The organism is Pseudomonas sp. PDM26 (assembly GCF_019219185.1).
GTDB lineage: Bacteria > Pseudomonadota > Gammaproteobacteria > Pseudomonadales > Pseudomonadaceae > Aquipseudomonas.
In genome coordinates, this window is record NZ_JAHUWC010000001.1 from 680,341 (window position 1) to 699,467 (window position 19,127).

The window sequence follows — 19,127 nt, forward strand, 5'->3', positions numbered from 1 at the left end:
GGCTGCAACAGGCGAGCATATGCACCTCTGCCGTTTGCACCCACCGTGGGATACATGAAACCGACTTTTCCTGCCGCCTGGCTTTTGCTCTGCCTGTTTGCGAGTATTCAGCCGGCATTCGTCGTAGCAGCTACCGAGCAGGATCAGGAGGCCACCGGCAGTTTCCACGTCGCACCGATAAAACCCGAGCCTGTGAAAAAAGCCTCGCCGGCCGAGAAACCGGCGACGCCCGTGAAAAAGCGCCCGCCCATTGCCTCCAAATCGAAACCGGCCAGCGAAGTGGTCAAGACCGAGCTTCCATCCGCCAATTTGGACCTGAGCCTGCCCAAGGATATGGTCCAGGAGCTCAAGCCGGTCGGAGCGGTGCCGTTGTCCGGGCGCGAATCGTTGTTACCCCAGATGTTCGGTGACAAAAGCGGCAGCAGCCCGTTCCAGCTCAACGGGCGCCTGCTCAGCAATGAAATGCAGCTGCAACTGCGAAAGGAAGAGCGCCGCGATGTCGAAGGCGCGGCACTGGACTTCGAGTTCAAGCAGTAACCTCACCAGGATCCGCGAACCGCAGACCAGACGCTTTGTCGGCGACTGGTCGGTCATGCTTGTTTGCATTGAAAAACCCGCTCGCAGGTAATTTAAAACAACTGTTTAAGCGGGTACTCTGTGCCCCGTCCTTTTATACATTGCTCGTCGCGAGGAGCTTGTCGTCATGAAATGCCGTGAGGGCTGTGGCGCTTGTTGCATTGCCCCTTCTATCAGTTCACCGATTCCCGGTATGCCCAACGGCAAAGCCGCGGGGGAGCGTTGCCTGCAACTTTCCTCCGATAACCTGTGCAATATTTTCGGCCAGCCGGAACGGCCGGCGGTGTGTTCTGCCTTCGAGGCCGACCCTGAGGTGTGCGGAAGCAGCAGCGAAGAAGCGATCCGGTTGATTGGCTGGTGGGAGCAAATGACGGCGGCGTGATGTGTGGGCTTGCACCTCCGATCACCTCCGAAAAACCTGAAGGTGATCGGAGGTGCAAGCCCAACGAACGGAACTTCAACAATAAGGAATAAGACTATGGGTTCGCTGCATCGTATGGCTGTGTTGTGTGGATTGACGGTTGTGCTGGCCACTTCGACGGCCCAGGCCGAAGACTGGAAAGTCAAAAAAGACGAAGACGGCATCAAGATCTCCCTGAGTGAGGTGGCCGGCTCCGACTACAAGGCCTACCAGGGCGTCACGCTGATGAAAACCACCGTAGCCAAGCTGCGCGCGTTGCAGGAAGACGTGTCCGGAGCCTGCGCCTGGATTCACGAATGCAAAACCCAGAAGCTGCTCAAGCACGAAGGTGACCAGAGCTGGACGTACACTCAGTTCAACACCCCGTGGCCGGTTACTGCGCGTGATTCGGTGCTGCACGTCACCACCATCGAAGGCGCTGATGGCAGCCTGACCCGCAAGCTCGAAGGCGTACCAAAATACATTCCTGAAGAAAAAGGCTTCGTCCGGGTCACCAAGGTCGACGGTTTCTGGAAGTTCGTGCCCAAGGGCGACCAGGTCGAAGTGACCTATCAGGTGCACACCGAGCCGGGCGGCAGCGTGCCGTCGATGGTGGCCAACAAGTTTGTGGTGGATGCCCCGTTCAATACCTTGAAAGCTCTCAAGGAACGCGCCGAGAAGTAACGCTGTCGTGCTTTCAAGGTGACTTCGTAGCGCCCCGACCGGTTCGGGGCGTTTGCGTTTTTGACAGGGCGGGGCGCTTTAATTTGTTTCCGAATGTGCGTTGCACGAAATTTTCACCCAGTCTCCAAGACAATTCGCCGGTTCTCCCGCAGCGCGCTGCGTATTCCTGAATGCAGGATGAAACAGTCGGAATGAGGGTAGTTATCAATGGCAATGCTGCCGTTGATCGTGCAACATTTGCGCACCGCGCAAACCCCCAGGCCTTGTACGGGCCGAAAAGAGGGCAAGGCGCAGCTGTATTTTTGAAACTTCAACTTCCAATGGGTCCTAAAACGACATGGCAATCCCGGACGCCCTGAATCAGCAGCGAGCTTCTAGTCGCCTGCTGCAACCAACCGTCAAATCGCATCTGGCCTACACGCTGTTGTGTGCCTTGGTCATGATGGTCATGTTCAGCCTGCTGCGCGTCGCGCTGCTGGTTTACAACCGCTCGATGATCCTCGACACACCGGCTTCGACCTTCCTCGAGGCATTCGCCAACGGTCTGCGTTTCGACCTGCGCCTGGTGGTCTATCTCAGCATTCCGTTGCTGCTGGCAATGTTCAGCGTCCGGGCCATGGCGGCACGCGGGCTGTTCCGTCTCTGGCTGACGATCGTCTCAAGCATCGCGCTGTTCCTGGGCCTGATGGAAATGGACTTCTACCGTGAGTTCCACCAGCGCCTCAACGGCCTGGTCTTCCAGTACGTCAAGGAAGACCCGAAAACCGTGATGAGCATGCTCTGGTACGGTTTCCCGGTGGTCCGTTACCTGTTGGCATGGGCCGTGGGCACCTGGATCCTGAGCCTGGCGTTCATGGGCGCCGATCGTGCGACCCGTCCCCGTGGTCCGTTCAGTGGCGGCAGCATCGGCACGCGCCAGGTTGCGCCGTGGTATGCACGTATCGCGGTATTCGTGGTGTGCCTGCTGGTTTGCGTGGTCGCCGCCCGTGGCACCCTGCGCCAGGGCCCGCCGCTGCGTTGGGGTGACGTCTATACCACCGATTCGAATTTCGCCAACCAGTTGGGCCTCAACGGCACGTTGTCGCTGGTAGCCGCAGCCAAAAGCCGGATGTCCGAAGATCGCGACAATATCTGGAAGGCAACCCTGCCACAGCCACAAGCCCGGCAAGTGGTGCGTGACATGCTGGTGCTGCCGTCCGAAAAACTGGTGGATGCCGATACCGCGGCGGTACGTCGCGATTACACCCCGCCAGCGGACAAGACCCTGCCGATCAAGAACGTCGTCGTGATCCTGATGGAAAGCATGGCCGGTCACTCGGTGGGTGCGCTGGGTGGGCCGGGCAACATCACGCCGTACCTAGACAAACTGTCGAAGGAAGGCTTGATGTTCGACCGCTTCTTCTCCAACGGCACCCATACCCACCAGGGCATGTTCGCCACCATGGCCTGCTTCCCGAACCTGCCGGGTTTCGAATACCTGATGCAGACCCCGGAAGGCAGCCACAAGCTGTCCGGTCTGCCGCAGTTACTCAGCGCCCGTAACTTCGACGACGTGTATGTCTACAACGGTGATTTCGCCTGGGACAACCAGTCGGGTTTCTTCAGCAATCAGGGCATGACCAACTTCATCGGCCGTAACGATTTCGTGAATCCGGTGTTCTCTGATCCGACCTGGGGCGTGTCCGACCAGGACATGTTCGACCGTGGCCTGGTCGAGCTCAAGGCACGGGAAAACGGCAAGCCGTTCTATGCCTTGCTGCAAACCCTGTCCAACCACACGCCTTACGCCTTGCCGACGCCATTGCCGGTCGAGCGCGTGACCGATCGTGGCAGCCTGAACGAACACCTGACCGCCATGCGTTACTCGGATTGGGCACTGGGCCAGTTCTTTGAAAAGGCCCGCAAGGAGCCGTACTTCAAGGAAACCCTGTTTGTCATCGTCGGTGACCACGGTTTTGGTAACGAACAGCAGATCACCGAAATGGACCTGGGCCGCTTCAACGTGCCGATGCTGATGATCGCGCCGGGCATCCAGGAAAAGTTCGGCCAGCGTGACCACACCGTGGGCACTCAGATCGACATCGTGCCGACCATCATGGGCCGCATTGGTGGCGAAGTGCGCCATCAGTGCTGGGGACGCGACCTGCTCAACCTGCCGGAAGGTGACGCCGGTATTGGTGTGATCAAGCCGTCGGGCAGCGAGCAGACCACGGCCATCCTCACCGCAGACCAGATTCTGGTCCTGCCGAAGGACAAGGACATGGCGCCGAAGTTGTATCAGTATGAATTGGGGGCCAACCCTCGCGCCGAAGTCATTGCCGATGCGCCGCGTACCGCCGAGTTAAAACTCAAGCTCGAAGCGTTCCTGCAAACAGCGACCAAGAGCCTGCTGGACAACACCGCCGGTGTTGTTGATGGCAAGCCGGACTAAGTTGTGACGCAATAGAAAAAGAGGCTCTTCAAGAGCCTCTTTTTTTTGCCTGGCGGGCCTCTATCTTTTTTTTTGCTGCATTGGTTACGTCAAAGGCTCCCGCGGTTTGCTCGGGCCATTCAGCAATCTGATGGAGCGTGGGTCGGGCAATATCCTTCGCTACACTCGGTGCATCTTCCGAGAACAACAAGGCTGTTTGCTATGCAAAATCGCATGATGATCACTGGTGCAGGCTCTGGCCTGGGTCGCGAAATCGCGCTGCGCTGGGCGCGTGAAGGCTGGCAACTGGCGTTGTCGGACGTCAGCGAGCCCGGTTTGCAGGAAACCCTGAAGCTGGTCCGTGAAGCCGGTGGCGATGGTTTCATCCAGCGCTGCGACGTGCGCGATTACAGCCAGTTGACGGCGTTCGCCCAGGCCTGCGAAGTCAAATTCGGCGGCATCGATGTCATCGTCAATAACGCGGGTGTGGCGTCTGGCGGGTTCTTCAGTGAGTTGTCCCTGGAGGACTGGGACTGGCAGATCGCGATCAACCTGATGGGCGTGGTCAAGGGCTGCAAGGCTTTCCTGCCGCTGCTGGAAAAAAGCAAAGGCAAGATCATCAACATCGCGTCCATGGCCGCGTTGATGCAAGGCCCGGCGATGAGCAACTACAACGTGGCCAAGGCGGGCGTGGTGGCGTTGTCCGAAAGCCTGTTGATCGAACTGGCGCATCAGGAAGTCGGCGTGCATGTGGTATGTCCATCGTTCTTCCAGACCAACCTGCTGGACTCCTTCCGCGGTCCGACCCCGGCCATGAAAGCCCAGGTCGGCAAGTTGCTGGAAAGCTCGCCGATCAGCGCCGCTGACATCGCCGACTACATCTACCGGCAGGTCGCCGCCGGCGAGTTCATGATCCTGCCCCACGAACAGGGCCGCATGGCCTGGGCGCTCAAGCAGAAGAACCCGCAACTGCTCTACAACGAAATGACCGTCATGGCCGACAAAATGCGCGCCAAGGCCAGGCAATCCGCAAGCTGATCTTGCTCGCAGGCAGCGCTGTGGTTAGGGTGGCCGCCATCGGCCATCCTCGCGAGACGCTTGCATGCTCAATTACCTGTGGTTTTTTCTCGCCGCGCTGTTCGAAATTGCCGGTTGCTTTGCCTTCTGGATGTGGCTGCGCCAGGGTAAAAGCATGTGGTGGGTGGTGCCGGCGCTCCTCAGCCTGACCCTGTTCGCCCTGCTGCTGACCCGTATCGAAGCCACCTACGCCGGCCGCGCCTACGCCGCTTACGGCGGCATCTACATCATTGCGTCAATCGGCTGGTTGGCCGTGGTCGAGCGGATTCGTCCGCTGGGTTCGGACTGGCTTGGCGTGGCGTTGTGTGTGATCGGCGCGAGCATCATCCTGTTCGGGCCGCGATTCTCCGCGTCCTGACAGATCGGTCCTACAATCAGCCGGATTGTCAGACCTTTCCGTAAGCGTAGTGCGTCATGGCTGTCAGTCCGGTCTGGTTTGCTGTCGGAGCATTGTAGGCATACCGCGGGCCGGGCATCTTCAAGGGCCAGTAACCCCTGAAGGACACTCCTCATGCTCGTACTCACTCGCATTGTGGGCGAAACCATTTCCATCGGTGACAACATTTCCGTGTGTGTTCTCGCGATCAACGGAAGCAGCATCCGCTTTGGTGTCGAAGCGCCACAGGACGTCAAAGTGTATCGCTGCGAAATCTACGAACGCATCCAGAACAAACGGGTGAAAACCAAGGGACGCTGAAGGCTTCAATCAAACAGGTGCTTGGGCACGTCGTGCTTGAGCATCAGTTGGCATTGCTCGCTCTCCGGGTCGAAGACAATCAGTGCCTGGCCCTTGGTCAAGGCCTGGCGCACTCGCAGAACGCGGGTTTCCAGTGGTGTGTCGTCACCATTGTCCGTGCCGTCGCGGGTCACGAAATCCTCGATCAGGCGGGTGAGAGTGTCGACTTGAAGTTGGTCGTAGGGGATCAGCATAGGCACCTCGGTTGGATCAATGTCGGGATGCTACGGCGATTGGGCGAGGACGGCCAGCCCGGGATCTTGTGTTGTCTGACAGATTGCCTTCGTCGGAACGCCGCCCGGAGCAAGCCCGCTCCCACAGTTGACCGAGTTACTCCAGAAAAATGCGGTCGAATGTGGGCGCGGGCGTGCTCGCGAAGACGTCAGGTCAGACACCGAAATCTCAGTGTTTCAACTCAGTTCTCCGACCGCTGCCCCACCAGGCTGTCCACCGACGGCACCCGTGTATCGCTTTCCATCTGCGTGTCATGTTCAAGCTGATGGCTGAAGCGGTCCAGTGAGCCCTTGGCCGGTTGCGCATCGCTGGCAAACACGGGCGGGCTGAGGATGTATGCACCAAGCAGGCGGCTCAGGGCGGCGAGGCTGTCGATGTGGGTGCGTTCGTAACCGTGGGTGGCGTCGCAGCCGAAGGCGAGCAGGGCGGTGCGAATGTCGTGGCCGGCGGTCACCGCCGAATGGGCGTCGCTGAAGTAGTAGCGGAACAGGTCGCGGCGGGCGGGCAACTCGTTGTCGCTGGCCAGGCGCAGGAGGTGGCGCGACAGGTGATAGTCATACGGCCCGCCGGAATCCTGCATCGCGATGCTCACCGCATGCTCGCTGGAGTGTTGGCCTGGCGCGACCGGTGCGATGTCGATGCCGACGAATTCACTGACGTCCCAGGGTAACGCCGCCGCGGCGCCGCTGCCGGTTTCCTCAGTGATGGTGAACAGCGGATGGCAGTCGATCATCAACTCTTGGCCACTGTCGACAATGGCTTTGAGCGCCGCCAGCAGCGCGGCCACCCCGGCCTTGTCGTCGAGGTGGCGGGCGCTGATGTGGCCGGTTTCGGTGAACTCCGGCAGCGGGTCGAAGGCGACGAAATCGCCGACGCTGATGCCCAGCGACTCGCAGTCGGCACGGGTGGCGCAGTAGGCATCCAGGCGCAACTCGATGTGATCCCAACTGATCGGCATCTCATCCACGGCAGTATTGAACGCGTGCCCGGACGCCATCAGCGGCAAGACGCTGCCGCGAATCACGCCGTTGTCGGTAAACAGGCTGACCCGGCTGCCTTCGGCAAAGCGGCTGGACCAGCAGCCGAGCGGCGCGAGGGCCAGGCGGCCGTTGTCCTTCACCGCCCGCACCGCCGCGCCGATGGTGTCCAGGTGGGCGGAAACGGCGCGGTCGGGGCTGTTCTTCTTGCCCTTGAGCGTGGCGCGAATGGTGCCGCGCCGGGTCAGCTCGAAGGGAATGCCCATTTCTTCAAGGCGTTCGGCGACGTAGCGCACGATGGTGTCGGTGAACCCGGTGGGGCTGGGAATGGCGAGCATTTCCAGCAGGACTTTTTGCAGGTAACCGAGGTCCGGTTCGGGGATTTTGCTGGTCATGGAAACTCCTGATGAGTTGAACGCATCGATGGTTTCGATGAGGGATTTTTGTTTCCTGGGCTGGCCCCTTCGCTGTGGGAGCGAGCTTGCTCGCGAATGGGCCAGCCCAGGCAACACATCACTAAGAGACCACCGGCTGACTATGCGGAAACAACAAATCAACAAACCGCTCCGCCGTCGGCTGCGGTTCGTGGTTGGCCAGCCCGGCCCGTTCGTTGGCTTCGATAAATACATACTCCGGCTGGTCAGCGGCGGACACCATCAGGTCGAGGCCGACCATGGGAATGTCCAGCGCCCGCGCGGCCCGCACGGCGGCGTCCACCAGCGTTGGATGCAGGATCGCCGTTACATCCTCAAGAACACCGCCTGTATGAAGATTCGCCGTGCGCCGTACGAACAGGTGCTCACCGGCCGGCAGAATGCTGTTGTAGTCGTAACCGGCGGCACGCAAGGTACGCAGGGTTTCCCCGTCCTGCGGGATTTTGCTTTCGCCACCTGTGGCCGCTTGTCGCCGCCGGCTCTGGGCTTCGATCAATGCACCAATGGAGTGCTGGCCGTCGCCGACCACTTCGGCCGGCCGGCGAATGGCGGCGGCGACCACTTCAAAACCGATCACCACAATGCGCAGGTCCAGGCCTTCGTGGAAACTTTCCAGCAGCACGCGGCTGTCGAAGTGGCGAGCGGCTTCTATGGCTTGCTGCACCTCCTCGAGGGTACGCAAATCCACCGCGACCCCTTGCCCCTGTTCACCATCCAGTGGCTTGACCACCACGCGCTGGTGTTCATCGAGGAATGCCAGATTGTCATCGGCGTTACCCGCCAATTGCTGCGCCGGCAGGTTCAACCCGGCTGCCTTGAGCACTTTGTGGGTCAGGCTTTTGTCCTGGCACAGGGTCATGCTGACGGCGCTGGTCAGGTCGCTCAGGGATTCACGGCAGCGTACCCGGCGCCCGCCATGGCTGAGGGTGAAGAGTCCGGCGTCGGCGTCATCGACGTGCACATCGATGCCGCGACGGTGTGCTTCCTCGACAATGATCCGTGCGTACGGGTTGAACGCGGCTTCCGGACCGGGCCCGAGAAACAGCGGCTGATTGATGCCGTTCTTGCGCTTGATGGCGAAGGTCGTCAGGTTGCGAAAACCGAGCTTGGCGTAAAGGTTTTTCGCCTGTCGGTTATTGTGCAGCACGGACAGGTCGAGGTAGGCGAGCCCGCGACTCATGAAGTGCTCGATCAGATGCCGCACCAGCACCTCTCCGACACCCGGTCGCGCACAGTGCGGGTCGACCGCCAGGCACCACAGGCTGCTGCCGTGTTCGGGATCGTTGAAGGCCTTGTGGTGGTTGAGGCCCATGACGCTACCGATGACCGCGCCGCTGTCCTCGTCTTCGGCCAGCCAGTACATCGGGCCGCCCAGGTGACGCGGAGTGAGCAGGGTGGCGTCGATCGGCAGCATGCCGCGCGCCTGATACAGCTGATTGGTCGCCTGCCAGTCGGCATCGCTTTGCGCGCGGCGAATGCGGAAACCGCGAAACACCCGGGTCGCCTGACGGTAATCGCTGAACCACAGACGCAAGGTATCGGACGGGTCGAGGAACAGCTGCGTCGGCTCCAGCCCCAGCACTTGTTGGGGCGCGGCGACGTACAGGGCAATATCCCGTTCGCCGGGCCGCTCGTTGAGCAACTCCCCGGCGAGGCTCGCGGCATCGGCGAAGGTGTGCCCGATCAGCAAGCGGCCCCAGCCGCAATGCACGGCAATCGGTGCCGCGCCGAGCGCACTGCCGTCTTCGGCCAGGCGTGCCTGCAGGCGTTCGTAGGAGGGCGACTGGCCGCGCAACAGGCGTTGGTTGATCGCTGTGGCATGAGGTTTCATCGGTCAGATTCCTTGTTCGCTGAGCCACAGGTTGAGGGCCGCCAGTTGCCACAGCTTCGAGCCGTGCAATGGCGTCAGTTGTCCCTGTGGGTCAGTCAGCAGAAGGTCGAGCATCGCGGGATTGAACAGGCCGCGATCCTGGCTGGGATCGAGCAGCAACTCGCGCACCCACTCCAGCGTATCGCCCTGCAAATGCTTGAGGCCCGGCACCGGGAAGTAACCTTTCTTGCGGTCGATCACTTCACTGGGAATCACTTGTCGCGCAGCTTCTTTCAGAACTTGCTTGCCGCCGTCCGGCAATTTGAAACGCCCCGGAATCCGGGCCGACAGCTCCACCAGGCGGTAGTCGAGAAACGGCGTGCGCGCTTCCAGGCCCCAGGCCATGGTCATGTTGTCGACGCGTTTGACCGGGTCGTCCACCAGCATCACCGTGCTGTCCAGACGCAAGGCCTTGTCCACCGCCGCATCGGCACCGGGTTGGGCGAAATGGGTTTTGACGAAGTCACCGGCGGCGTCATTCGCGGTCAGCCATTTCGGTTGCACGGTGGCGGCGTAGTCGTCGTAGCTGCGGTCGAAAAACGCTTCGCGGTACGCGGCATATGGATCATTCGCGCCGTCCACTTGCGGATACCAATGGTAACCGGCGAACAGTTCATCGGCGCCTTGGCCGCTCTGGACGACTTTGCAGTGTTTGGCTACTTCCCGGGACAACAGGTAGAAGGCGATGCAGTCATGGCTGACCATCGGCTCGCTCATGGCACGGAACGCGGCGGGCAGTTGTTCGATGATTTCCTTTTCGTCGATGCGCAGTTGATGGTGCTGCGTGCCGTAGTGCCGGGCGATCAGGTCCGAATACTGGAACTCGTCGCCGCGCTCGCCGCCGGCATCCTGGAAGCCGATGGAGAAGGTCGACAGATTGTCCACGCCGACTTCCCGCAACAGGCCCACCAGCAAGCTGGAATCGACACCACCGGACAGCAGCACTCCGACATCCACCGCCGCACGCTGACGAATCGCTACCGCTTCGCGGGTGCTGTCGAGCACACGGTCGCGCCAGTCTTCGAGGGTCAGGTCCTGCTCATCGTCGTGAGGGCCGTAGGGCAGGGTCCACCAGGTTTTCTGCTCGGAGCGGCCATCGGCTTCGATGCGCATCCAGGTGGCCGGCGGCAGTTTTTCAATGCCCGCCAGCAAGGTGCGCGGTGCCGGGACCACGGCGTGGAAATTCAGATAGTGATTGAGCGCCACCGGATCGAGGATCGGGTTGATGTCGCCACCCTTGAGCAATGCCGGCAGCGCCGAGGCGAAGCGCAGGCGCTGGCCGGTGCGCGACAGGTACAGCGGCTTCACGCCGAGACGGTCGCGAGCGATGAACAGGCGTTGGGCATCGCGCTCCCAAACGGCAAAGGCAAACATGCCGTTGAGTTTCGGCAGCAAGGCTTCACCCCAGGCGTGATAGCCCTTGAGCAACACTTCGGTGTCGCCACCGGAATAGAAGGCGTAACCCAGGCTTTCCAGTTCCGCGCGCAGTTCCGGAAAGTTGTAGATCGCCCCGTTGAAGGCCAAGGACAAGCCTAGTTGCGGGTCGATCATCGGCTGCGCCGAGCCGTCCGACAGGTCCATGATTTTCAGGCGCCGATGGCCCAGGGCAACCGGCCCCTGGCTATGAAAACCCCAAGCGTCGGGGCCGCGAGGGGCCAGGTGATGGGTGATTCGTTCAACGGCTGCAAGGTCTGCAGGTTGATGATCAAAACGTAACTCGCCAGCTAATCCGCACATAAATTCCTTACCGGTTTTTCCGTTGGGGAGGGTCAATCGATACCGCGCCAAAACGGCGGGTACTCAGAAAGTGACCCTCCTCGGTAAGGGGAGTTTTAGATCGATGAGTTATATGCGTGACAGACCACGGCCGAATCGCCCCGTGAGGGCGACTTCGGCTAGGGTATCGACTACTTGCCCCGGATCAGGCGCCGCAGGGCAAACCGGTTGGGATGGCAGGCTTCGGCCACGCTTCTGGGCAACGGCAGGGGTTCGTTGTCCAGCCAGGCCGCCAGCAGTTCCCCGGACAAGGGGGCGGTGATCAGGCCGCGCGAGCCGTGGCCGCTGTTGATGTACAAACCGTCAAGCCATGGGCATTCGACGTCCGGCACTTGTCGGGCATCCTTGCCCAGCGCGGTATAGGCCTGGGTGAACGCCTGGGTGTCGGCCAAAGGTCCGACGATTGGCAAGTAGTCGGGGCTGGTGCAACGAAATGCAGCGCGACCCTGGAGGCTTTCAGGAGCAAGTTTATCGGCCTGTAGACGCTCGACCAGATCGTGGGAAATCTCTTCGAGCATGGCCAGGTTGCCCAGGTGTTCGGCCGTGGTCGGCGTCAGGTCATCGCTCTTGAAGTCGAAACTGGCCCCCAGCGTGTGTTCGCCCAAACGTGCAGGGGCGACATAGCCTTCGGCACACACCACGGTGCTCAGGGCCTGGCTTTGCGGGGTTTGCGCCAGGCGGGTGATTTGCCCGCGAATGCGTTTGAGCGGTAACTCGGCACTCTCGGGGAAACGCCGGATTTCGGCTGCGCCGGCGAGCACCACCACGGGGGCGCTGGCGAGCAGGCGTTCGCCATCCCAGGCCTGCCACTGGCCATCGGCCTTGCGCAGTTCGAGCACATCATGATGCAAATGCACCTGAACGTTCGGATGAGCGGCCTGCCACTGGCACAGCGCCGGTGGGTGAACCCAGCCGCCTTCGGGATAGAACAGGCCCCCCTGTGCCAACCCGATACCGGCCACGGCCTGTGCCTCGGGTTGATCCAGCAGGTGCAGCAAGTCTGCCGCAAACGCCTGCGCCAATTGCATCTGGCGTTCGGCTTCCTTGGCATCGAAGGCCAGTTGCAATACGCCGCAATCGTCCCAATCGCGACCCCGTTGCAAATGTTCGAGTAGCCGTCGGGTGTAACCGAACCCGCTGACAATCATTTGCGACAGCGCCGTGCCATGGGCCGATAACTTCAGGTACAGCACGCCCTGAGGGTTGCCCGAGGCTTCCTGGGCGATATCTTCGTGGCGCTCCAGCAATGTCACTTGCCAGCCCCGCGCGGCGAGGCTGGCGGCGCTGGCGCAACCGGCCAGCCCGGCCCCGATCACCAGTGCCTGGCGTTCGCCGGTCAGTGGAGCCGGGCGGGCAAACCAGGGTTTATCGGGCGCCGGGGCGGGCACGTCCTGGGGCCAGCCGAGGAACTCGCCGCGCAGGATTTCCCATTTGTGGCCGATGCCTGGGGTGCGTTTCATCTTGAAACCGGCGGCGTTGAGCAGGCGCCGCACCCAACCGGTGCTGGTGAAGGTGCTGATGGATGCACCGGGGGCGGCCAGGCGTGCGAGTTCGGCAAACAGTTCGGCAGTCCACATGTCGGGGTTTTTCGCCGGAGCGAAACCGTCGAGGAACCAGGCGTCGATTCGGGCATCGAGTTGCGGCAGTTGTTCCAGTGCGTCGCCGATCAGCAATGTCAGGGTCACGCGACCGTTATCCAGCGTCAGGCGCTGAAAACCCTGATGGATCGCCACGTACTGCGCCAGCAATTGATCGGCAAACACCTTGAGTTCGGGCCACAGCGCCAGGGCACGTTGCAAGTCGGCCGGGCTCAACGGGTACTTTTCGACGCTGACAAAATGCAGCCGCGCTCCGGCCGCCGCGTGTTGTTCGAACACCTGCCAGGCACACAGAAAATTCAGTCCCGTGCCAAAGCCCGTTTCACCGATGACCAGACGTGCGCCCTCCGGCAAGGCAGCGAAGCGCTCCGCCAAGCGGTTCTGCTCGATAAACACATAGCGGGTTTCGTCCAGCCCCGACTGGTCGGAAAAATACACATCGTCGAACACTCGCGAATAGGGGCGACCTTGGTCGTCCCAGTCGAGCTGGGCGTGGGGCAATTCAGGTTTCATGGCAGGCTCGGCAACGGCAAGGTCGCCATTCTAGCCGATCGACGGCGTGGTGCTTGATCCGTGGCAAGGCATGCATTGGTCAGGGCTGGGAAAATCCCTGCTGGCCTTCAGTTCAATCCGCTAGTCTTGCTCACATCCGGAAGGGAGCCGCTCATGTTTGAATCCGCTGAAATCGGTCACGCCATCGACAAAGACACCTATGACGCCGAAGTCCCGGCCCTGCGCGAAGCGTTGCTCGAAGCGCAATTCGAACTGCAGCAGCAACGCCGCTTTCCGGTGATCATTTTGATCAATGGCATCGAAGGTGCGGGCAAGGGCGAGACGATCAAGGTGCTCAACGAATGGATGGATCCGCGTCTGATCGAGGTTCGCACGTTCGATCAGCAAACTGACGAAGAGCTGGCGCGACCACCGGCCTGGCGGTACTGGCGGATGCTGCCGGCCAAGGGGCGCATGGGGATTTTCTTCGGTAACTGGTACAGCCAGATGCTGCAGGGGCGGGTCCATGGCGAGTTCAAGGATCCGCGCCTCGACCAGGCGATCAACGGCGCCGAGCGCCTGGAGAAGATGCTCTGCGATGAAGGTGCACTGATCTTCAAGTTCTGGTTTCACCTCTCCAAGAAGCAAATGAAGGCGCGACTCAAGGCGCTGGCCGACGACCCGCTGCACAGCTGGCGCATCAGCCCGCTGGACTGGCAGCAGTCGCAAACCTACGACAGGTTCGTGAAATATGGTGAGCGGGTGCTGCGGCGCACCAGCCGTGACTATGCGCCGTGGCATGTGATCGCCGGGGCGGATGCGCACTATCGCAGTCTGGCCGTGGGGCGGATTCTGCTGGCGGGCCTGCACGGCGCATTGCAGCGGCCGACGATCCACCCGGAAAAGGTCAGCGCCGCGCCAGTGTTCCCCAGCGTCGATCAAGTGAACCTGCTCGACAGCCTGGACCTGACCCTGAACCTGGACAAGGAGGATTACGAAGAACAGCTGATCACCGAGCAGGCGCGGTTTTCCGGGTTGATGCGCGACAAGCGCATGCGCCGCCATGCACTGGTGGCGGTGTTCGAGGGCAACGACGCGGCGGGCAAGGGCGGGGCGATCCGTCGGGTGGCGGCGGCGCTTGATCCGCGCCAGTACAGCATCGTGCCGATTGCCGCGCCCACCGAAGAAGAACGGGCGCAGCCCTATCTGTGGCGCTTCTGGCGGCACCTGCCGGCCCGGGGCAAGTTCACAGTGTTCGACCGCTCCTGGTATGGCCGGGTGTTGGTGGAGCGCATCGAAGGTTTTTGCAGCCCGGCGGACTGGCTGCGGGCCTATGGTGAAATCAACGATTTCGAAGAGCAGCTCACCGACGCCGGGGTGATCGTGGTCAAGTTCTGGCTGTCCATCGACAAACAGACGCAACTGGAGCGCTTCGAGGAGCGCGAAAAGATTCCCTTCAAACGCTTCAAGATCACTGACGATGACTGGCGCAACCGTGAAAAGTGGGATGATTATCGCGCGGCGGTTGGCGACATGGTCGACCGTACCAGCACCGAGATTGCGCCATGGACCCTGGTGGAAGCCAACGACAAGCGCTGGGCACGGGTCAAAGTCTTGCGCACCATCAATCGCGCACTGGAGGAGGCTTTCGAAAAATCCGACCGGCGTGAGAACAAGAAACGTAAGGACAAGGATTGAAGCGATGGTTACGCATACGCGAGGTGAATGATTGTCGCGGTCGGTGAAGAGCTGGACTTATGCTCGGTCCACTCTCAACCGATAACAACAATGAGGTATGTCATGCGTGAAGTGGTGATCGTCGACAGCGTGCGGACCGGCCTGGCCAAATCCTTTCGCGGTAAATTCAACATGACCCGCCCGGACGACATGGCGGCACACTGTGTCGATGCACTGTTGGCGCGCTCCGGTATCGATCCGGCGAGCGTCGAGGACTGCATCGTTGGCGCCGGTTCCAACGAAGGCGCCCAGGGTTTCAATATCGGTCGCAATGTCGCGGTGCTGTCGCGCCTGGGCATCGGCACGGCCGGCATGACCCTCAACCGCTTCTGTTCCTCGGGCTTGCAGGCGATCGCCATTGCCGCCAACCAGATCGCTTCGGGTTGCAGCGACATCATCGTCGCCGGCGGTGTCGAGTCCATCAGTCTGACGATGAAGAGCGTCAACACCGACAACCTGATCAACCCGCTGCTCAAGGAGCAGGTGCCGGGCATCTACTTCCCGATGGGCCAGACCGCTGAAATTGTTGCGCGTCGGTACAGCGTCAGCCGTGAAGAGCAGGACCTGTATGCGCTGCAAAGCCAGCAGCGTACCGCAGAGGCGCAGGCCGCCGGGCTGTTCTCTGATGAAATCGTGCCGATGGCGGTGAAGTATCGCGTCGAAGACAAAAGCACCGGTCAGGTGCAGATCGTCGACGGTGTCGTTGATCGTGATGACTGCAACCGCCCGGACACCACCCTGGAAAGTCTGTCCGGGTTGAAACCGGTGTTCGCCGAAGATGGCTCGGTCACAGCCGGCAACTCGTCGCAACTGTCTGACGGCGCGTCAATGACCCTGGTGATGAGCCTGGAAAAAGCGCTGGAACTGGGGCTCAAGCCGAAAGCGTTCTTTCGCGGTTTTACCGTGGCCGGTTGCGCGCCGGACGAGATGGGCATCGGCCCGGTGTTTTCGGTACCGAAACTGCTCAAGGCCAAAGGCTTGCAGATTGACGACATCGACCTGTGGGAACTCAACGAAGCCTTCGCCTCGCAGTGCCTGTACAGCCGCAACCGACTGGCAATCGACAACGCCCGGTACAACGTCAATGGTGGCTCGATTTCCATCGGTCACCCGTTCGGCATGACCGGTTCGCGTCAGGTCGGGCATCTGGTTCGTGAATTGCAGCGACGCAGTCTGCGTTACGGCATCGTCACCATGTGCGTGGGGGGCGGGATGGGGGCTACGGGGTTGTTTGAGGCGGTGCGTTAAGCCTCGATATTTTTCGTTGTCAGTTAGATAGCCATCGCGAGCAGGCTCGCTCCCACAGTGTTCAGCTGCGATCACAAATGTTGTGTACGCCACAAAACCTGTGGGAGCGAGCCTGCTCGCGATGGGCGCACCTCGGTTTTAAAAAGTCTCCCAAAGATTACGACCCGCACAGTTTCATTCGCGGCCAGTCCGAAACTGTGCCTGTGTACGCCATCGCTGCGAGCCTAGAATGACGGCTCCTGTCAGTTGGCGTTGGGGTTCACATGCACATTTCATCGGGTCGCTGGGGTTACGGTCTGTTCCTGGCCTTGTTGACCGCGTTGTTGTGGGGAATCCTGCCGATCAAGCTCAAGCAAGTGCTGCTGGTGATGGACCCGGTGACGGTGACCTGGTTTCGCCTGTTGGTGTCTGGCGGCTGCCTGTTCATTTATCTGGCGACCACCAGGCGTCTGCCCAGCCGCAAAGTGCTCGGTCCTCGCGGTGGCTGGCTGGTACTGATGGCGGTGCTCGGCCTGGTCGGTAACTATGTGCTGTATCTGATGGGCCTGAACCTGCTCAGCCCTGGCACGGCGCAACTGGTGGTGCAGATGGGCCCGATCATGCTGCTGATCGCCAGTCTGTTTGTGTTCAAGGAGCGTTTCAGCCTGGGGCAGGGGATTGGCCTGCTGGTGCTGCTGATCGGTTTTGCGCTGTTTTTCAACCAGCGCTTGAGTGAGTTGCTCACGTCGCTGACCGACTACACCGCCGGCGTGCTGCTGGTGCTGTTGGCGTCCACGGTCTGGACCTTCTATGCCCTGGGGCAGAAGCAATTGCTGACGGTGTGGAATTCGCTGCAGGTGATGATGGTGATCTACCTGTTTTGCGCGCTGCTGTTGACGCCGTGGGTGCATCCGCTCGAAGCGTTGCAATTGAACCCGTTGCAGGGTTGGTTGCTGCTGGCGTGCTGCCTCAACACCCTGATTGCCTATGGCGCGTTTGCCGAGGCCCTGGCCCATTGGGAAGCCTCCCGAGTCAGCGCAACGCTGGCCATCACGCCGCTGGTGACCTTTGTGGCGGTTGCCATGGCTGCGTGGCTGTGGCCCGACTACGTGCATGCAGAGACGATCAATGGTCTGGGATATGGCGGCGCGGTGCTGGTGGTGCTGGGGTCGGCGCTGGTGGCGTTGGGGCCTTCGTTGATTGCCGGGCTCAAGGCAAGGAAGATGCGGGTGGCCTGAAGATCAAAAGATCGCAGCCTGCGGCAGCTCCTACGTGTAAACGCGTATTCCCGTAGGAGCTGCCGCAGGCTGCGATCTTTTCGCTTCACTGCAAGTCTCAGCCCTTGGCCCCGGCCTCCAGCATATTCTCCGGCCTCACCCAAGCATCGAACTCTTCATCGGTCAGGTATCCAAGCTGCAACGCCGCCTCGCGCAAGGTCAGCCCTTCGCTGTAGGCCTTTTTGGCAATCTTCGCCGATTTGTCATAGCCAATGTGCGGGTTGAGCGCCGTCACCAGCATCAGGCCTCGTTCCAGGTGTTCAGCCATCTTTTGCGCATCCGGCTCCAGACCGGCCACGCAGTGCTGCTGAAAGTTGCTGCAGCCATCACCCAGCAAACGGATCGATTGCAGCAGGTTGTGGATGATCACCGGTTTGAACACGTTCAGCTGCAAGTGGCCCTGACTGGCGGCAAAGCCGATGGCGACGTCGTTGCCCAGCACCTGGCAGGCCAGCATCGACAAGGCTTCGCACTGGGTCGGGTTGACCTTGCCTGGCATGATCGAACTACCCGGTTCATTGGCCGGCAGCTTGACTTCGGCGAAGCCGGCGCGCGGACCGGAACCCAGCAGGCGCAGATCGTTGGCGATCTTCATCAGGGTCACGGCAAGGGTTTTCAGCGCGCCGGATAGCGTGGTCAGCGGCTCATGGCCGGCCAGTGCGGCGAACTTGTTCGGTGCGGTGATAAACGGCAAGCCGGAGAGGGCGGCCAATTCTGCGGCGATGGCCTCACCGAAGCCGTGGGGTGAATTGAGCCCGGTGCCGACGGCCGTTCCGCCCTGGGCCAGCTCACAGACCGCGGGCAGTGCGCTGCGGATCGCCCGCTCGGCGTAATCGAGTTGCGCGATGAAGGCCGAGATTTCCTGACCGAAGCTGATCGGAGTCGCATCCATCATGTGGGTGCGGCCGGTCTTGACCAGTTTCATATGGCGGGCGGCCAGCTCGGCCAGCCCGCCGGACAGTTCGCTGATCGCCGGCAGCAAGTGCTGTTGCACGGCCTGGACGGCGGCGATGTGCATGGCGGTGGGGAAGCAGTCGTTGGAACTCTGGGAGCGATTGACGTGATCGTTGGGGTGCACCGGGGACTTGCCGCCGCGCGGGTTGCCTGCCAGCTCGTTGGCGCGACCGGCGATCACTTCGTTGACGTTCATATTGCTCTGGGTGCCACTGCCGGTTTGCCAGACCACCAGCGGAAACTGGTCGTCGTGGTCGCCGCCGAGCACTTCGTCGGCTGCCTGCTCGATCAGGCGGGCGATGTCGGCGGGCACGTCGCCGTTGCGATCGTTGACCCGTGCCGCGGCTTTCTTGATCAGCGCCAGGGCATGCAACACCGCCAGCGGCATGCGTTCGTTGCCAATGGCGAAGTTGATCAGCGAGCGTTGCGTCTGAGCGCCCCAGTAGGCTTCATCCGGGACTTCAACCTCGCCGAGGCTGTCGGTTTCGATACGGCTCATCTTGCTCACTCCTGTAGGTCCGATTGCGCAGTTTAGGCCGTGATCGACGGCCGGGGTTCCATCTGTCTCGATTTCAACCATTGAAGCCCTCTAAATCAGGCACGACAAGGCTTGGGGTTGAGCGACAGACTTTTTTAGGCGCAGAATGGACGCCCTTGGGGTCTTACCT

16 protein-coding genes are annotated in these 19,127 nt (G+C 61.1%); 10 read left to right on the forward strand and 6 right to left on the reverse strand.

Annotation, left to right across the window (positions count from 1 at the left end):
• Positions 1-54 precede the first annotated feature (54 nt).
• The 7 genes from KW849_RS03130 to csrA all read left to right on the forward strand — a co-directional run bounded on the left by KW849_RS03130 (position 55) and on the right by csrA (position 5,844).
• Positions 55-537, forward strand: coding sequence for a translation initiation factor 2 (locus tag KW849_RS03130; protein ID WP_218427549.1), 483 nt, complete (start codon positions 55-57; stop codon positions 535-537).
• 166 nt (positions 538-703) lie between these two features.
• Entirely contained in the window at positions 704-958 is a 255-nt protein-coding gene (locus KW849_RS03135; protein ID WP_108215386.1) for a YkgJ family cysteine cluster protein, read from the forward strand.
• Positions 959-1,054: 96 nt separating this feature from the next.
• Complete coding sequence (locus tag KW849_RS03140; RefSeq protein WP_218427552.1) at positions 1,055-1,660, forward strand: START domain-containing protein; 606 nt, start codon at positions 1,055-1,057, stop codon at positions 1,658-1,660.
• 337 nt (positions 1,661-1,997) lie between these two features.
• Positions 1,998-4,091 carry an LTA synthase family protein gene (locus KW849_RS03145; RefSeq protein ID WP_218427554.1) on the forward strand — a complete coding sequence of 698 codons (2,094 nt, stop codon included), beginning with the start codon at positions 1,998-2,000 and terminating at the stop codon, positions 4,089-4,091.
• 201 nt (positions 4,092-4,292) lie between these two features.
• Positions 4,293-5,108, forward strand: a complete 816-nt coding sequence (locus KW849_RS03150; RefSeq protein ID WP_218427556.1) for an SDR family oxidoreductase — start codon at positions 4,293-4,295, stop codon at positions 5,106-5,108.
• A 64-nt stretch (positions 5,109-5,172) separates the two neighbouring features.
• Complete coding sequence (locus KW849_RS03155) at positions 5,173-5,505, forward strand: YnfA family protein (protein WP_008004345.1); 333 nt, start codon at positions 5,173-5,175, stop codon at positions 5,503-5,505.
• 153 nt (positions 5,506-5,658) lie between these two features.
• Entirely contained in the window at positions 5,659-5,844 is a 186-nt protein-coding gene (gene csrA, locus KW849_RS03160) for a carbon storage regulator CsrA (protein WP_218427559.1), read from the forward strand.
• Between the two features lie 5 nt (positions 5,845-5,849).
• Here csrA and KW849_RS03165 read toward each other — a convergent pair whose 3' ends face one another.
• The 5 genes from KW849_RS03165 to mnmC all read right to left on the reverse strand — a co-directional run bounded on the left by KW849_RS03165 (position 5,850) and on the right by mnmC (position 13,285).
• The gene (locus tag KW849_RS03165; protein ID WP_008017754.1) at positions 5,850-6,077 is read right to left on the reverse strand and encodes a YheU family protein; all 228 of its coding nucleotides are present in this window, start codon (positions 6,075-6,077) and stop codon (positions 5,850-5,852) included.
• A 221-nt stretch (positions 6,078-6,298) separates the two neighbouring features.
• Positions 6,299-7,489, reverse strand: a complete 1,191-nt coding sequence (locus tag KW849_RS03170) for an osmoprotectant NAGGN system M42 family peptidase (RefSeq protein WP_218427562.1) — start codon at positions 7,487-7,489, stop codon at positions 6,299-6,301.
• A 121-nt stretch (positions 7,490-7,610) separates the two neighbouring features.
• Entirely contained in the window at positions 7,611-9,359 is a 1,749-nt protein-coding gene (ngg, locus tag KW849_RS03175) for an N-acetylglutaminylglutamine synthetase (protein WP_218427564.1), read from the reverse strand.
• A gap of 3 nt (positions 9,360-9,362) precedes the next feature.
• Complete coding sequence (locus KW849_RS03180; protein ID WP_218427566.1) at positions 9,363-11,135, reverse strand: N-acetylglutaminylglutamine amidotransferase; 1,773 nt, start codon at positions 11,133-11,135, stop codon at positions 9,363-9,365.
• 170 nt (positions 11,136-11,305) lie between these two features.
• On the reverse strand, positions 11,306-13,285 hold the full coding sequence (gene mnmC, locus KW849_RS03185) for a bifunctional tRNA (5-methylaminomethyl-2-thiouridine)(34)-methyltransferase MnmD/FAD-dependent 5-carboxymethylaminomethyl-2-thiouridine(34) oxidoreductase MnmC (RefSeq protein ID WP_218427568.1): 1,980 nt from the start codon (positions 13,283-13,285) through the stop codon (positions 11,306-11,308).
• 153 nt (positions 13,286-13,438) lie between these two features.
• On the opposite strand from mnmC, the gene pap reads away from it, so the two are divergent.
• From pap to KW849_RS03200, 3 genes are all read left to right on the forward strand, one after another.
• A complete protein-coding gene (pap, locus tag KW849_RS03190; RefSeq protein ID WP_218427570.1) occupies positions 13,439-14,962 on the forward strand; it encodes a polyphosphate:AMP phosphotransferase in 1,524 nt (507 codons plus the stop codon).
• A gap of 102 nt (positions 14,963-15,064) precedes the next feature.
• On the forward strand, positions 15,065-16,249 hold the full coding sequence (locus KW849_RS03195; protein WP_218427573.1) for a thiolase family protein: 1,185 nt from the start codon (positions 15,065-15,067) through the stop codon (positions 16,247-16,249).
• Between the two features lie 263 nt (positions 16,250-16,512).
• Positions 16,513-17,466, forward strand: coding sequence for a DMT family transporter (locus tag KW849_RS03200; RefSeq protein WP_218427575.1), 954 nt, complete (start codon positions 16,513-16,515; stop codon positions 17,464-17,466).
• 97 nt (positions 17,467-17,563) lie between these two features.
• Here the strand turns inward: KW849_RS03200 and KW849_RS03205 are convergent, their stop codons facing one another.
• Positions 17,564-18,958, reverse strand: a complete 1,395-nt coding sequence (locus KW849_RS03205) for a class II fumarate hydratase (RefSeq protein ID WP_218427578.1) — start codon at positions 18,956-18,958, stop codon at positions 17,564-17,566.
• Positions 18,959-19,127 lie beyond the last annotated feature (169 nt).

Excerpts from the sequence above, each read along its gene's own strand:
- mnmC (WP_218427568.1), bottom strand. The coding sequence starts at position 13,285 with ATGAAACCTGAATTGCCCCACGCCCAGCTCGACTGGGACGACCAAGGT.
- KW849_RS03130 (WP_218427549.1), top strand. The coding sequence starts at position 55 with ATGAAACCGACTTTTCCTGCCGCCTGGCTTTTGCTCTGCCTGTTTGCG.
- KW849_RS03200 (WP_218427575.1), top strand. The coding sequence starts at position 16,513 with ATGCACATTTCATCGGGTCGCTGGGGTTACGGTCTGTTCCTGGCCTTG.
- KW849_RS03150 (WP_218427556.1), top strand. The coding sequence starts at position 4,293 with ATGCAAAATCGCATGATGATCACTGGTGCAGGCTCTGGCCTGGGTCGC.
- KW849_RS03140 (WP_218427552.1), top strand. The coding sequence starts at position 1,055 with ATGGGTTCGCTGCATCGTATGGCTGTGTTGTGTGGATTGACGGTTGTG.
- KW849_RS03170 (WP_218427562.1), bottom strand. The coding sequence starts at position 7,489 with ATGACCAGCAAAATCCCCGAACCGGACCTCGGTTACCTGCAAAAAGTC.
- csrA (WP_218427559.1), top strand. The coding sequence starts at position 5,659 with ATGCTCGTACTCACTCGCATTGTGGGCGAAACCATTTCCATCGGTGAC.
- KW849_RS03145 (WP_218427554.1), top strand. The coding sequence starts at position 1,998 with ATGGCAATCCCGGACGCCCTGAATCAGCAGCGAGCTTCTAGTCGCCTG.
- KW849_RS03135 (WP_108215386.1), top strand. The coding sequence starts at position 704 with ATGAAATGCCGTGAGGGCTGTGGCGCTTGTTGCATTGCCCCTTCTATC.
- KW849_RS03205 (WP_218427578.1), bottom strand. The coding sequence starts at position 18,958 with ATGAGCCGTATCGAAACCGACAGCCTCGGCGAGGTTGAAGTCCCGGAT.
- KW849_RS03195 (WP_218427573.1), top strand. The coding sequence starts at position 15,065 with ATGCGTGAAGTGGTGATCGTCGACAGCGTGCGGACCGGCCTGGCCAAA.
- ngg (WP_218427564.1), bottom strand. The coding sequence starts at position 9,359 with ATGAAACCTCATGCCACAGCGATCAACCAACGCCTGTTGCGCGGCCAG.
- pap (WP_218427570.1), top strand. The coding sequence starts at position 13,439 with ATGTTTGAATCCGCTGAAATCGGTCACGCCATCGACAAAGACACCTAT.
- KW849_RS03165 (WP_008017754.1), bottom strand. The coding sequence starts at position 6,077 with ATGCTGATCCCCTACGACCAACTTCAAGTCGACACTCTCACCCGCCTG.
- KW849_RS03155 (WP_008004345.1), top strand. The coding sequence starts at position 5,173 with ATGCTCAATTACCTGTGGTTTTTTCTCGCCGCGCTGTTCGAAATTGCC.
- KW849_RS03180 (WP_218427566.1), bottom strand. The coding sequence starts at position 11,135 with ATGTGCGGATTAGCTGGCGAGTTACGTTTTGATCATCAACCTGCAGAC.